Below are 13992 nucleotides of genomic sequence, written 5' to 3'. Positions count from 1 at the left end.
TGAAAACGCCGCCCGCCCGTACAAGCTTTTTGCTTACACAAGCAGGCGACGAATCATATAGTGGCGACGCTACTTCTCGTCGTTTGCCTTGACTTCATCTTCTGGAGCCAGGGTGATCAGACCGTAGTCGTATGCGTGGCGGCGGTAGACCACTGCTGGACGCTTCGACTCTTCATCGATGAAGAGGTAGAAGTCGTGGCCAACCAGCTCCATCTCGGAGAGCGCCTCATCGACGCTGATCGGGGTATCCGGGTGCAGCTTGCGACGCACAACCTGGCCGAGTGGCGCATCCTCAAAGGTGCCCGCGTACGGGTCAGTGTCGTACTGGCCCTCCGCCTGCTTTGCGCGAGCATCCTCTGCCTCGTGCGCAAGCTCAGCTGCGATTTCGCCGGTGGACTTCGGTGCGCGGTGGCCGGAACGAGCAATCTCGCGGCGGACCTTTACCTTGCGCAAGGAACGCTCCAGCTTGCCCAGCGCGGATTCAAGCGCTGCGTAGAAGCTGTCTTCCTTGGCTTCCGCACGTGCCAGGTGGCCCTTGCCGGTCGCAGTAATCTGCACGCGCTGTGCCTGTGCCTCACGACGAGGGTTCGGCTCGTGCTGCAGCTCAACATGGAAGAACGTCAACGTTGGATCAAGCTTCTCAATCTTGGCGAGCTTGGCGTTGACGCGCTCTTGGAAATGCTCTGGGACCTCGACGTTACGGCCAGTAATCGTAACCTGGGCTGCTGGTGCGAATCCGTCGGTGTGCTCTGCAGAAGTCATCTGCTTCCTCCCTAGCGTTGTTGGAACTGGGTCTATCACCACTATACAACTGGTAATAACCAATGGCTACGTATCTGTGTAAAACTCCCTGCCAGTTTGCTACCAGCGAACACCATGCGTGCTGCGCGGCTAGGCGGCGCACACGGCAACGCAGCTGACCACGTCAAACCCGTGCGCGAGCAGCACTTCCACGCTGGTCTGAAGCGTGGCGCCGGTGGTCACGACATCGTCAACAACAATGACGGGGCCAGCGCCGGTGCCCGTGTGCAGCGCCTCCCACCCGCGGCGCATCCGCACCGCGCCGGCCAAGTTGGACCGGCGGTGCGCCGCGTCCAACTCCGACTGGTCAGTCGTTGATTCCGCGAGCTCCAACACGTCCACCACTTTGCGCCCCGAGCGCTTACAGATCACGCTCACCGGGTCCCCGCCGCGCTCCCTTGCCGAGGCCGCGCGCGTCGGCGCAGGGACCAGCAGCGCGTCCGGGTGAATCTCACCGCGAACCTCAAGAAAGGTCAGCGCCGCGTCCAGCACCGCCCCGACATGCTTGCGCACAGCCAAATTCCTGCGCTCCTTCATCGCGAGCACTACCCCACGGTGCGCGCCGCCGTACGGCCCGAGCGCGAACACCGGCACGTGCGGCAAGTGCTGCGGCGACACCCGGCGCGGCAGTGCCGACAGTTCAGTGCGGCAGGCTGGGCACAACACGGAGCCTGGGGTCCCGCACCCAGCGCAGTGGCGCGGTAGGAAGAGTTCACCAACCTCTGCGAGCGTCACGCCGCCTACCTCGCGATGATCGGCAGTGAGCGCACACCCTGGAGGCCAGGCACCTCGCGCCAGATCGGGGTGTCAGCACCACTGACGGGCATTTGCAAAATGGCGTTTGCGTCGGTCGCGTACAGCATGTTTGGCGACGCCGCCACGGCCACCACCGGCGCGGAGATGTTCCCGAGCGACAGCGCGGTGGTCGAGGATCCGTCCTGCTCCACACGCATCACGGGCGACGCCGGGTTCGAGGTGCCAACGATGAGCGAGCCGTCGGGGTGCCAGTCCACGGAGACCACGCTGCCACCGAGCTCGTAGCTGTACTCGAGAACGTTGACAATTGCGCCGGCGCCTGCGGCGCGCTGCTCGATGATGCCGGTGTACAGGCGGCCGTCAATCACCATGACGACGCGCGAGCCCGATCGGGAAAGACGCAGCACGGAAATGTTGCCGTCGACATCTTCGGGAAGATCAACGTGCACTTCCTCGGTGGTGACCTCCCCTGTCGCCGAGGATTGCGTGGAGCGCAGGATGTGCTTGCCGTCCGAAACGGTCCACACCGCCTTGCTGTTTGGCTCGAACGATGGGCGCGAGAAGGTCTCTGCCTTCACCACGTCCACGCTGCCGCCGGTGAGCTGCCCGAGGCGCAGCTCGGCGCCTTCGGGGCCGTCGCCGACGTTGAACACCGCGGCCCACTGCCCCTCACCGGAAATGTCGGCGGTGACCACGCTGTGCGTGTTGCCCAGCACGCCGGCAACGGGCTGCGGGCCGCCGCCGGTGATTTGGGAGACGTGGCCGTCGGCAAGCGAGTACAGGGTGCTCTCCCCGACTTGCTCGACGACGGGGCTGACGTCGATGAAGTCGTCGGTGGTCAGTTCGCGGGCGCCAGTGATGAGCGGCTCGCCGTCGGCGAGGAGCGAAAACGGGCCGGTCACGCCTGCGGAGGCGAGCGTCCACACCACCTGTGCGGCGAAACGGCTGCGCGCGGCCTCGTCCATATTGCCGAGGCCCGCGAAGTGGTAGGCACCGCCCTCGAAACCGGTGTAGCGCACCGTCGACGGTATCGTCCCCATGATCGCGGGGCGCAAGCGACTAGCCGGCCCTTCGAGCAGCAGCGAGATCAGCGTGCTGGGTAGGAAATCGCGCGGCGCGTAGACCCAGCGCCGGTCGGTGACCAGCTCCTTGCCGGTCGGATCAAAGAAGTACAGGTTGTAGGGCTGGTATTGGTTGCGCAGCTCGGTGCGCTCCATGACCACGCCGGGCGGCAACGAGGAAATGCGCCACTGGCCGTCGACCTGCTCGAGCTCCAGCGTGGCCTCGTAGGTACCGCGCTCCGGGGTGAACACGCCACCACTTCCGAGCGCGCCGACCACGTTGCCGTGCACCGCAAAACTGCGCTTGTTCCCCGAGCTGCCGGACACCGTATTCAACCCGATTCGGTCGACGATGAGCGTCTGCTCATTGGCGCTCCACGTGGGCTTCGCGGCCTCAGTGAGGAAGGCGCGCGCCGCTTCGTAGTCGCCGGTTGGAATCGCGGAGGCCGCGTAGAAGTCACGCAGCAAAAGATCCGGCTCGCGGTCCTTGATCGGGCCGATAATCTCCGACTCCGGCGCTTCCTCCTGGTAGGGCCGCAGCACATGCGGGTCAGTATTCGACGGCAGCGTCGCGCACCCGCCCAAGAGCAGCGTCGTGCTCATCGCTATAGCAAGGTACCTATGCTTCATGCACTTCATCTGGCTGCCTTTCCTCGTCCTGCGTTTCGACGCCCACTTCGACGTCGCCCGCGTCCGCTCCGGGCTCCAGCTCGAGGGGCAGAGGGGACGTCGAAAAGCCTGCCTCCGGATCCAGCGGCAGGACCAGGCGGAACAGCGCACCGACGCCCTCTTCCCCGACGGCTTCCAGCGTGCCGTGATGCAGCTGCGCGTCCTCGCGGGCAATGGCCAGGCCAAGGCCGGTGCCACCAGAGTGGCGCTTGCGGGACTTGTCCGCGCGCCAGAAACGGTTGAACACCAGTTCCTCCTGCCCAGGCTTGAGCCCGATGCCGTGGTCCCTGACCGTCACCGCGACGGCACTCTCGTTGGCGCGCAGTGTCACGGTAACCGGCCTGCCCTCCGAGTGGTCAATCGCGTTCGCAATGAGGTTACGCACGATGCGCTCGATCCGGCGGGACTCGCCCAGCATCATCACTGGTTCCTCCGGCATATCGAAGGAAACTTCCACACCGAGCTCGTCCGCGAGGTGCTGCGTCTGCTGCCACGCCGACATGATCGGCGACTTCATATCCATCTGCGTGACGGACAAATCGGCGACGCCGGCGTCGTGGCGGGAAATCTCCAACAGGTCATTGAGCAGGGCCTCGAAGCGGTCCAGCTCGCGAGTCATCAGCTGGGAAGCGCGGCGGGTACCAGGCTCCAGGGAGTCCTCGTCGGCGGCGATCATATCCGCCGCCATCCGCACCGTGGTCAGCGGCGTACGCAGCTCGTGGGACACGTCGGACGTGAACTGACGCTGCAGGTCGCCGTAGCGCTCAAGGTGATCAATCTGCTGCGACAGCTTGTCCGCCATGTTGTTGAAGGACAGCGCCAGCACCGCCATCTCGTCCTCGCCGTCGACAGGCATGCGCTCGCGCAGGTGGCCCTCAGCAAACCGGCGCGCGGTACGCGACGCCGAGCGCACCGGTGCAACAATCTGCTGCGACGCCAGCCACGCAATGCCCACCAGCAGGACGCTGACGATCACCGTGGCCGTCGCTAAGATGCCCCGCATCAGCGCAAGCGTCGAAGCCTCATTGTCCATGTTCATCACAAGGTAGAGCTGCAGGTGTGGCACATCCGAGGTCGTCGGGGTGCCGATAATCAGGGCATTGTACGACGAGTGGTCGCCGCGCTGCACCGAGGAAAACTGGTAGGCGATATTGCCCTCAGCGACGTATTCCTCCAGCTTGTCAGGGATCTGGTACGACTCCGGCGAGGACGTAACAACCCCGTTCGGGTTCTTCACCACCAGCACAGGCTCATACACAGCAGACGCCTCCGAGTTTTGCTGCGCACGCTGCGTCAGCCCGGCGCGCGCCGAATTCAAGCGGCTCTGCAATGAGGTAGCGGACCCCGAGTTATTAATCTGCTCCTCGACGGTCACGCGCGCACGGTCAATCTCCGCGCTCGCCGCCTCAATCTTGGATGCAGCGATACGCTGGCTCACTACCGACGCCAGTGCGAACCCGAGCACCATCATCACCACGGCGGAAACAATCAACACCGTGCCGACGAAGCGCACCTGCAGCGAAGTGCGCCACGCCTCTACGATCCGGTCCCTGCTACGTTTCAGTACGGCGAACAGGAGCGCCACCTCCCACTCTTACTTCACGGACTTGTAGCCCACACCACGCACGGTCTGGATGATCTCCGGGTGCTCCGGGTCGTGCTCAATCTTGGAGCGCAGGCGCTGCACATGCACGTTGACCAGGCGGGTATCGGAGTTGTTGCGGTAGCCCCACACCGATTCCAGTAGCTCGTCGCGGGAGTGCACTTGGTTTGGTTTCTTCGCCATCTCCAGCAGGAGGTCAAACTCAAGCGGGGTCAGCGCGATCTCTTCGCCGTTGCGGGTCACCATGTGCTGGGGGACGTCGATTACTAAATCGGCGATCTCGATGACGTCACCCGGCTCCTCATCCGTCCGGCGCAGACGCGCCCGAATGCGGGCGACGAGCTCCTTCGGTTTGAAGGGCTTCGTGATGTAGTCGTCCGCGCCGGACTCGAGGCCGAGCACCACGTCGACGGTGTCCGTCTTCGCGGTGAGCATGACGATCGGTACGGAGGATTCGCGGCGAATCGCCTTGCAAATGTCGATGCCGTTCATTCCCGGAAGCATAAGATCCAGCAGGATCAGGTCGGGCTCGTACTCATGGAAGGCCTGGACGGCTTCGGCGCCATCGGTGACGGGGCGGGAGTCAAAGCCTTCGGCCTCCAGCACGATGGTGAGCATCTCGTTGATAGCTGGGTCGTCGTCAACGACCAGGATTTTCGACATGGACATTGGCAGCTCCTCTTAACGCGCGTTTTGTATTGCTTGGATAATAGCCGTGGCATCCGACGTGGAAATCCACCGACTCGCCCAGTCAGTCTCCGCGAGGCGGTTGTACTGGGCAAACGTCGCGTCCTGCAGCCCGCCGTCGCGCTCGTAGTGGTCGCGGGTGCGCGTCGCGTCCTGAGCTTCTCTGCGCTGCGCGCGCTCCCGCGCAACGCTCGGGGAGGTAGCGACGAGCACCTGCAGGTCGGGCTTCGGCAGCCCAAGCTTTCCGAACTCGAGCTCAGCAACCCACTCCGCCGCGGCATCATCCCCGGTGCGCGCCGCCGTGTAGGCGGCGTTGGAGGCAACGTAGCGGTCAAGCAACAAGATCCGATCTTGTGTGTCCTGGTACTGCTCAAGCTGCGCCTTGGCACCAAAACGGTCGAGCGCGAACATCGTCGCCATCCCGTAAGCGGAATCCACCAGGTCACCCATCTTGCCGTACAAGGCGTCCTGCGCCAGCTGCGCGTGCAGCGAGTCCTCGTAGCGTGGGAAGGACAGCGTGTCCGCGCCGTATTCCTCCACAATGCGCTTCACGATGGTGTTCTTCCCCGCCCCATCAATGCCTTCGATGGCGATGATCATGCCACAGACCTCCCAACGGCCCTCTTACGCGAGCGCTTCCAAGAACTGTTCGACGTCCTCGTCCTCTTCATCGCCAACAGCCTCAAGGAGCTCGGCTGCGCTCTCGATGAGCTGCTCGTCGAGCTCACCGCTGTTGCCGCGGATGAAGGGGAAACGCTCCGCGATCTCACCGGCGGAAAACGGCGCGCCGGCCCAGATCGCGGTGATGGTCGCCGCAGCGAGCCCGTTGGTGCGTTCTTCATCTGAGGCGCTGTCCTGGTCAGCGGCCAGCAAGACGGCATCACGGACAGCTTCCAGAATGTCTTCTTCGTCCAAATCCGCGATCTCGTCGAGAAAATCAATGTTGTCGTCGTTGGAGAAAATCTTCTGGTCCCAGCTGCTCATCAGTGTTTCCTTTCAGGTGGGGGCTGTATATACCCTGCAATCTACACGGCACGGCACGCATTGCGAACTCCCCTGCTTCCCACCTGATAACCGCGTGGACACACTCTTTTCAATGTCCGACTTCCGTGCTATAAACATTTCAAGCAACGAAATTGTTATCGTTTTGTAATTCTGGAAATTCTGCGGCGAAGGGCAACGTATGAATCAGACGCAAAGGAGAGTCGCCACGTTCATGGCGCTCGGCATCTGCGTTGCCATCGCAGTGGGAGTCGTGGTCTGGAACGCGTCCTCGCCGGGGCGCTCGAACGCCACCACACAAGCAGGCTTCATTGAGACAACCTCCACCACGTCTGCTTCTTCCTTATCGACGACCCCTTCGAGCTCTGCACGCTCTTCCCGGGGCGACTCCGCAGCGTCGCACACCGCCGATGCGTACATTGCCACGACTGCGCCGTCTGCCTACAACCTATCCGCGGACCCGCTGGCCCCTGCGCACGCGTTTTCCGGTGCGCCAGCCGTAACGGAGCCGACGAAGCAGTACCGCCCGTCGAACGTGGCCCCGGCCGCGCCTGCGTCGCGCCCAGCTGGTCCCGCCCCAACAGCAGAGCCGCAGCGCCCGAAGCAGCGCTCCCCTCGCCCCGACACGCCGGACGCACCGAACGTTCCAAGTACCACGTCGAGCACCTCGCGGCCACGGGCGACGCAGCAGGCGCCAACCACAATTTCGACGCCAACCACCATTGGCTCGACGCAGCCGTCATCCCCGACGGTGCTGCCATCTGAGCCGACGCAGGAGCTTCCCACCCCCACGACGTCAGCGCTACACCCCGGCGCCGCAGCGACGACATCGCTGCCAGTTAACACACCAACACCAACGAGCGAAGAGTCGGCTCAAGCCTCACAGGAAGACGCATCAACTACTTCCAAAGAGCCAGCCTCCCAAGAAGGCGCAGTACCCCCAGCCGCAACTGACGGGCAGGGACCTGCCTAGACCCGCGCGTAGAAGCACTGCGCGGAGGTACCCTCCGCAACCTCGAAGGTCACAGCCGGGTCGGAGGCTGAGATCCACGCCGCCTGACCAGGCTTCAGCGCAAAGTAGCCCGCGCGCACCGTTCCCTCGGTACACAGGACGATGGCGGGGCCGTCGGTGTCCACGAGCAGCGGATGCTCGGCGTCGATACGGTGGGCACTCATAATGAAGTCATCCACCGGCAGATGGAAACTCACTTCGTTGTCGCGCTCGGTGGTGTTCGCGAACGGGTCCTCCAACGTGGAGAAGTCCAGCACCTTGACCAGCTCAGGCACGTCCACGTGCTTCGACGTCAGTCCACCTCGAAGCACGTTGTCCGAGTTCGCCATGATCTCCACGCCGAGCCCGGACAGGTACGCGTGCAACTGCCCGGCTTGCAGGAAGAGCGCCTCCCCCGGACGCATCTGTACATAGTTCAGCAGGAGTGCTGCGAGGACACCGACGTCGTTCGGGTACTTATCGTGGACCCGCAGGAACATCGCAGCCAGCGAACCCGCCGTGCCAGCTCCGGCGTCATCCGCGACGCGCTCGGCGGCCGGAACGATAGCGTCAATCAGAGCCTTACGCACGTCCTCGGGCAGGGAGATGAACGTCGTGAATACCGCACGGAGTCCGGCTTCCTCCGAAGTGGCGTCGAGAAGCGAGGCGTAGTGGTCAAGCTCCTCGCAGTTGAGCGCGGCGAAGAACTCACGAGTCTGCGCAAGCGGGCGGAAACCGGCGAGGGCCTCGAACGGGGTGAGCGCCACGATGAGCTCGGGCTTCGGGTTCGGGTCCTTGTAGTTACGCGTCGGATCGTCCAGGCGGATGCCTTCTTCTTCCTCGCGCGCGAACCCCGCCTTCGCCTGCGAGCGCGACGGGTGCGCCTGGATACTCAGCGGCTCATCGGCGGCGAGTAGCTTCAGCAGGAACGGCAAATGCGAGCCATAACGGTCCGCGACGCGCTTGCCCAGCGTGCCTTCGGGGTCGGCGGCAATCACGGCGTCGAGGCCCCGGCCTGCGACTTGGGAAGGTGCGGCACTATGGGCGCCGAACCAGAGCTCAGCCTCCGGCGCCTCGCTGGGCACCTGGGTGCCACGCAGCTGTGCAAGCAACGTGTGCGACCCCCACGGGTAGTTCCGCAGAGCCCCCTGTAGGTGCTCCATAAGTGTCTCCTTCGCAAGTTCCGTCAGTTCCGTCAGTTCCGTCGGCATTGAAACGGTTGAAACAACAGCGTTCCAGGATACCAGCGAGGCGCCGTTTCACGGAACAGCGACGAAGACCACCTGCACTATTGGCGAATCACAGCCAAAACTTCCCGCACAATCTCGTCGACCTTCGCCTTCGTTGGGGCCTCGACGTTGAGTCGCAGCAGTGGCTCCGTGTTCGACGCACGCAGGTTCAGCCAGACCGGCCCGGGGGCACTGTCTTCGTCGCGAAGTGTGACCGTAACCCCGTCAAGACGGTCGATGTCCGCGACGCGGTCACCAAGTGCCTCAAGAACACGCTCGGTGGCAGCCTCTTGGTCATCGACGGTGGAGTTGATTTCCCCGGACGCCTCGTAGCGTTCGTACTGGGCCATCATCTCACTCAACGGCTTGTCCTGCTCCGCCAATGCCGCGAGCACATGCAGCGCCGCGACCAGGCCAGAGTCCGCGTTGAAGAATTCCGTGAAGTAGTAGTGCGCGGAGTGCTCCCCACCGAACATGGCACCTGTCCGCGCCATCTCAGCCTTGATGTACGAGTGCCCCACTCGGGTGCGCACGGGGTTTCCGCCCTGCTCACAGATAATTTCCGGCACTGCACGCGAGGTGATCAGGTTGTGGATAATGGTCGCGCCCGGGTGCGTCGCGAGCGTACGAGTAGCCACCAGCGCCGTAATCGCCGATGGAGATACCGCCTCCCCGCGCTCGTCCACGACGAAGCAGCGGTCCGCGTCACCGTCGAATGCCAGGCCAATGTCCGCCTTCTCTTCGACAACGAATCGCTGTAGATCCACAAGGTTCTTCGGGTCGAGCGGGTTAGCCTCGTGGTTCGGGAACGTGCCATCGAGCTCGAAGTAGAGCGGCCGAATATCCAGGTCTCCGAGCACCGCCGGGACAGTCAGCCCGGCCATGCCGTTCGCAGCATCGACTGCGACCTTTAACGCCTTGCCCTGCGGCAGCGGCACAAGCTGCCGGAGGAAACGCGCATAGGAGTCGAGCACATCCCGCTTCTCGACGCTCCCAGCTTCGCCCTCAAACGCCGGAACCCCCTCGATGAGCATGCGGCTGATCTCGGACAGGCCCGTATCAGTACTGACCGGCGTAGCGCCCGCGCGGCACAGCTTGATCCCGTTGTACTGGGCAGGGTTATGGGAGGCTGTAAACATCGCGCCGGCACATTCGAAGGTGCCTGCTGCGTAGTAGAGCTCGTCGGTCGAGGTCAGTCCGAGGTCAAGAACGTGCAGCCCCTGCGAGGTCGCACCCTCTGCGAACGCGGCGGAAAGCTCCGGCGAGGATGGCCGCATGTCGTGTCCGACGGCGATAGTTCGCTCGCCCTCGCTGTAAAGAATGTGGGCGAATGCTGCGCCTACTGTGCGGACTGTGTCCGCATCAATGGTGGAGCCAACAACGCCGCGAATGTCATACGCCTTAATAAGGTCCTTCAAGGACTCATAGGTGTGCTCAATAGCCATACAGGCAATCTTAGTTGCTGTGCTCCTCGCCGGTATCTTCGGCGTCTTCAGTGGCTTCGGCTGGGTCAGGGACCACGTGGAGGTGGGAACGCCGCGCATCTTTCTCCGCGGCGAGGTGCTCCTCGATCCGCTTCGTGCGGTGCACCGGGTGGTTCGAAGTCGACGGGTCGTTAAAGTCCTTGGTGGCCTCGTACTCGATTGGATCTCCGCCGTTGTCCACCAGCCCGGTGGTCACCCGGCCCGCCTCCCGGACGGCCTGCGCCAGCGCCGTGAGCTCCTCGTCCTCGAGGGCGTGGGCTTCGTCGTCAAAGATGTCGACGGCCTCTACTCGCACGAGCTCCCAGCCAACGGGGGCCGTGATGTGCGCCGAGTGGCGCTCACAAAGGTCCCACGCGTGGGGCTCGGGGTTCGGCGAGAGCGGGCTGATTACTGCTGTCGATTCCGAGTAGGCATAAATCAGCGTGGCCACAGCAGGCCTGCCACAACCAGGACGACAACACCGACGGAAAGTACTCACGCCGTCTAAGCCTAAACCCCAACTTGAGATTTTGGTAGTACGGCCCCGGCGCGCCATGCCCGGTGCAGCGGCAACATCTCTAGAATCTGGGTGCATGAACGCGCCAACTCACCACCTTCGGACCGCGCGGGACCGCCACGGTCGTGGGGCCCGCGGCCCGCTGCTGCCCGTTGGTGTTCCGCGTTATCGAACCCGCTCCGCACAGTTCGATCAGCTAGTACTGGACACGTACGCACCGCTGCACAACGCGTACTTTGAGCAGCTGGCAACGGTGGACTTGGCCGTCGATACGATCCCCCGGATGCGCCTGAGCCCCGACGTCGCGCGCTTCAGCGATGAGATTGTTGCCGACGGTCCCGTCCCACTCGGCCGAATCTTACAGGCGGGCGTGGACCGTTACGGGGTGCCCACCCGGGCGCGCTTTGTGCTGTTTCGCCGCCCGATTGAGCAGCGCACCGAAACAGCAGAAGAGCGGTCAGCCCTCATTCATTGGGTACTGACCGCCCTTATTGCTTCGTATATCAACCTGGACCCGCGGGATATCGATTCAGACTTTCCCTGGTAGTGCAGGCGTTTAGCCGATCTGCTTCTTCAAGCGGCGGCGCTCACGGTCCGAGAGGCCACCCCAGATGCCAAAGCGCTCGTCGTGCTCGAGCGCAAACTCGAGGCACTCATCGCGCACGGCGCACGCTTTGCAAATTCGCTTTGCCTCGCGAGTCGAGCCACCCTTTTCCGGAAAGAACGCCTCGGGATCGGTTTGAGCACACAGCGCTTGATCTTGCCATTCCTGCTCGACGGCACCGAACAGCTCATCGAAGCTCATGCCGACCGCGGCTACGCCACGGATGTCAGCACCATTCGCCATGTCTTCCACGCCGTCCCCTTTCTCCGTCGTTCTTCGTTTCGGCCAGCTGCGTCGTCTACCCGCTTGAGGGGTGCGACGAGTGACCCTTGCACTCATGCGATTACACACCGAACCACTAAATAGGTGCAAGCTATCGGGGTGAAACCTTGACCTTTTCCGCAAGAATTGCACGCCATCAGTCACACGAGTCACAACAGTCACAGGGGGCTAGAAACGGGGGTACAGCACGGGGGTACTACATGTGGTAGGCGAATTGGCTACCCCTTACTAACCAGCTAGAAATTCCACCCATACGGCGTGTCGCTTACGCATCTGGGGAAAAGCGCACTCCCGAATCCGGAATCGTCACACCAGGCCACACTCGCATGCCGCCCTGCAGTTCGCAGCGCGCCCCAATCTGTGCGCCCTCTCCGATCACGCAGCCGTCGATGCGCGAGTTCGCGCCAATCGTGGCGCCCGAGGCGATGATGGAATCGCGGATCACGGCACCGGGCTCAATAGTGACCCCATCGAAGATGACGCTGTCATCCACGCGGCACCCGGCGCCGATCTCCGTGCCGCGGCCAACCGCGGTGCCACCCATCAAGATGACACCACCCGCGACGCCAGCGGATTCGTCGATAAGCGCCTCACCGGTCTGGCCCTCCAGCAGCGGCGAGTACGCGATACCGCGCACCACGTCCGAGGAGCCCTGCACGAAATCCGACGGCCTACCCATGTCCCTCCAGTACGAGGTATCCACGTAGCCGACCATCTTCGCGCCCGATTCGAGCAAACTAGGGAACGTCTCGCGCTCGACAGAGACCACGCGACCAGCCGGGATCTGCTCGATGACTTCGCGGCGGAACACGTAGCACCCAGCGTTAATCTGGTCGGTCGGCGGATCCTCCGTCTTCTCCAAGAACGCAAGCACATTGCCGTCCTCGTCGGTTGGGACGGAACCGAACGCGCGAGGATCGGGTACGCGGACCAGGTGCAAGGTCGCGTCGGCGTCCTTCTCAGCGTGGTAGTTCAAAATCTTGCTCAGATCAGCACCGGACAGCACGTCCCCGTTGAACACCATCGCGTTGTCGAAGCGCAGCTTGTCGGCGACGTTTCGGATGGCGCCGCCGGTGCCCAGCGCCTCTTCCTCGACAACGTACTCAATCTCAAGACCGAAGTCGGAGCCGTCGCCGAAGTACTCCTCGAACACCTCAGCGCGGTACGACGTCCCCAGCACCACGTGGCGCATCCCCGCCTGGCGGATCCGCGCAAGCAGGTGCGAGAGGAACGGGTGCCCTGCGGTCGGCAACATCGGCTTCGGTGTACTCACCGTCAACGGACGCAGGCGCGTGCCGCGACCACCAACCAAAATGACCGCGTCGGTATTCTCCGGGGTCACGGTGCGGGATGCATTCACGTGGAATCCTTTCAAAGCGTTCTTCTTATTTACTGCGCGAAACAAACAGTGCCGCCCGCACTTTCAAACCGACCCACAGCAGTGCGCGCAGCGGGGCCTGCCACCAGTGCGGGTGACGGTCAGACTGGAAACGATATGCGGAAGTGTGGTGCGCCGGCACCGTGACTCGCTGGAACTTGCTAGCAACATGGCCCTGGTCATGCACGATGACCGAGGAAGGGCAGTACACGTTCTCCCATCCGGCGCGGCGCAAGCGGTCTCCGAAGTCAACGTCCTCGAGGTACATGAAGTAGCGCTCGTCGAACCCGCCAATGGCGTCGAAGGCGTCCCACCGCACGAGCAGGCACGCCCCGGAGAGCCAGCCCGCACTGCGCTGGTGATCCATGTGTTGCTCCGCCTTGTACGAGGCAGAAAATGGGTTGGACGGCCACACCTCATATAACAAGGCGTGCCCCACGCCGGTAATGATGCCCGGCACCTCTCGCGCACTTGGGTACAGGTTGCCCTCGCAGTCCTCAATGCGCGGCCCTACGGCGCCCGCCTCCGGTAGCGCGTCCATGCAGGCGCGCAGCGTGTCCACGCTCCCCGGCTGGAACACCACGTCCGGGTTGGAGATCAAGAAGTAGTCACCGTTGATCTCTCCCCGCTCGCGACGTGGCCGCAACTCCCGGACCGCGGCGTTGATCGCAGCGCCGTACCCGATGTTGCCGCGGGTGCGCAGCAGTTCGACGTTGTCGTGTTCACGTGCGGCAGCCTCCGGGGCACCGTCGGTAGAGCCGTTATCTGCACAGATAAGCAGTGTTTGACCCTCGGTGGCGTCGTCAAGCGAAGCGATGAGCTGCGCCAAGTGCTTGCCTGGCGAGTACGTTACCGCCACCACGGCGAGTGGAGCTGTCATAGCTGCCTGCCCCTCCTATCGGTCCTCTCGGCCAGCCTTCATGTACACAATGCGAATCAGCTTACCCAT

General features: G+C 63.3%; 15 protein-coding genes. 2 read left to right on the top strand and 13 right to left on the bottom strand.

The window, feature by feature from the left end:
- Nucleotides 1–69: 69 nt before the first annotated feature.
- The 7 genes from raiA to QP752_RS02265 all read right to left on the bottom strand — a co-directional run bounded on the left by raiA (nt 70) and on the right by QP752_RS02265 (nt 6561).
- Nucleotides 70–762 carry a ribosome-associated translation inhibitor RaiA gene (gene raiA / locus QP752_RS02295; protein ID WP_070362946.1) on the bottom strand — a complete coding sequence of 231 codons (693 nt, stop codon included), beginning with the start codon at nt 760–762 and terminating at the stop codon, nt 70–72.
- A gap of 129 nt (nt 763–891) precedes the next feature.
- Complete coding sequence (locus QP752_RS02290; RefSeq protein ID WP_070477717.1) at nt 892–1536, bottom strand: ComF family protein; 645 nt, start codon at nt 1534–1536, stop codon at nt 892–894.
- 5 nt (nt 1537–1541) lie between these two features.
- Nucleotides 1542–3248 carry an MtrAB system accessory lipoprotein LpqB gene (gene lpqB / locus QP752_RS02285; RefSeq protein WP_284804189.1) on the bottom strand — a complete coding sequence of 569 codons (1707 nt, stop codon included), beginning with the start codon at nt 3246–3248 and terminating at the stop codon, nt 1542–1544.
- Entirely contained in the window at nt 3238–4863 is a 1626-nt protein-coding gene (gene mtrB / locus QP752_RS02280) for an MtrAB system histidine kinase MtrB (RefSeq protein ID WP_284804333.1), read from the bottom strand. The genes lpqB and mtrB overlap by 11 nt, the downstream gene beginning before the upstream one ends.
- Before the next feature lie 18 nt (nt 4864–4881).
- Nucleotides 4882–5553, bottom strand: a complete 672-nt coding sequence (gene mtrA / locus QP752_RS02275; protein WP_070477811.1) for an MtrAB system response regulator MtrA — start codon at nt 5551–5553, stop codon at nt 4882–4884.
- A gap of 18 nt (nt 5554–5571) precedes the next feature.
- Nucleotides 5572–6177, bottom strand: coding sequence for a dTMP kinase (locus tag QP752_RS02270; RefSeq protein ID WP_070362949.1), 606 nt, complete (start codon nt 6175–6177; stop codon nt 5572–5574).
- A gap of 24 nt (nt 6178–6201) precedes the next feature.
- Nucleotides 6202–6561: a DUF4259 domain-containing protein gene (locus QP752_RS02265; protein WP_070362950.1), complete on the bottom strand. Its 360-nt coding sequence runs from the start codon at nt 6559–6561 to the stop codon at nt 6202–6204.
- 199 nt (nt 6562–6760) lie between these two features.
- On the opposite strand from QP752_RS02265, the gene QP752_RS02260 reads away from it, so the two are divergent.
- A complete protein-coding gene (locus QP752_RS02260; RefSeq protein WP_252930911.1) occupies nt 6761–7552 on the top strand; it encodes a hypothetical protein in 792 nt (263 codons plus the stop codon).
- Here QP752_RS02260 and manA read toward each other — a convergent pair.
- From manA to QP752_RS02245, 3 genes are all read right to left on the bottom strand, one after another.
- On the bottom strand, nt 7549–8733 hold the full coding sequence (manA, locus tag QP752_RS02255; protein ID WP_284804186.1) for a mannose-6-phosphate isomerase, class I: 1185 nt from the start codon (nt 8731–8733) through the stop codon (nt 7549–7551). The two genes, QP752_RS02260 and manA, sit on opposite strands and share 4 nt — an antisense overlap.
- Nucleotides 8734–8858: 125 nt before the next feature.
- Nucleotides 8859–10244 (bottom strand): phosphomannomutase/phosphoglucomutase, encoded by a 1386-nt coding sequence (locus QP752_RS02250; RefSeq protein ID WP_256000583.1) that lies wholly within the window; start codon nt 10242–10244, stop codon nt 8859–8861.
- A gap of 10 nt (nt 10245–10254) precedes the next feature.
- Nucleotides 10255–10818, bottom strand: coding sequence for a DUF3499 domain-containing protein (locus QP752_RS02245; protein WP_083329464.1), 564 nt, complete (start codon nt 10816–10818; stop codon nt 10255–10257).
- Between the two features lie 37 nt (nt 10819–10855).
- Between QP752_RS02245 and QP752_RS02240 the strand changes: the two genes are divergently transcribed.
- Nucleotides 10856–11326 carry a metallopeptidase family protein gene (locus QP752_RS02240; RefSeq protein WP_256000582.1) on the top strand — a complete coding sequence of 157 codons (471 nt, stop codon included), beginning with the start codon at nt 10856–10858 and terminating at the stop codon, nt 11324–11326.
- Between the two features lie 9 nt (nt 11327–11335).
- On the opposite strand, the gene QP752_RS02235 is transcribed toward QP752_RS02240, so the two are convergent.
- From QP752_RS02235 to QP752_RS02225, 3 genes are all read right to left on the bottom strand, one after another.
- Nucleotides 11336–11635: a WhiB family transcriptional regulator gene (locus tag QP752_RS02235; RefSeq protein WP_070362955.1), complete on the bottom strand. Its 300-nt coding sequence runs from the start codon at nt 11633–11635 to the stop codon at nt 11336–11338.
- 295 nt (nt 11636–11930) lie between these two features.
- Nucleotides 11931–13025 (bottom strand): sugar phosphate nucleotidyltransferase, encoded by a 1095-nt coding sequence (locus QP752_RS02230; RefSeq protein WP_256000581.1) that lies wholly within the window; start codon nt 13023–13025, stop codon nt 11931–11933.
- 25 nt (nt 13026–13050) lie between these two features.
- Nucleotides 13051–13923 (bottom strand): glycosyltransferase family 2 protein, encoded by an 873-nt coding sequence (locus tag QP752_RS02225; protein WP_070477706.1) that lies wholly within the window; start codon nt 13921–13923, stop codon nt 13051–13053.
- Nucleotides 13924–13992: the final 69 nt, after the last annotated feature.

Origin of the sequence: Corynebacterium sp. UMB10321 (assembly GCF_030228725.1) — a bacterium.
Classification (GTDB): Bacteria; Actinomycetota; Actinomycetes; order Mycobacteriales; family Mycobacteriaceae; genus Corynebacterium; species Corynebacterium pseudogenitalium.
This window is presented reverse-complemented; position numbering and strand designations above follow the sequence as displayed.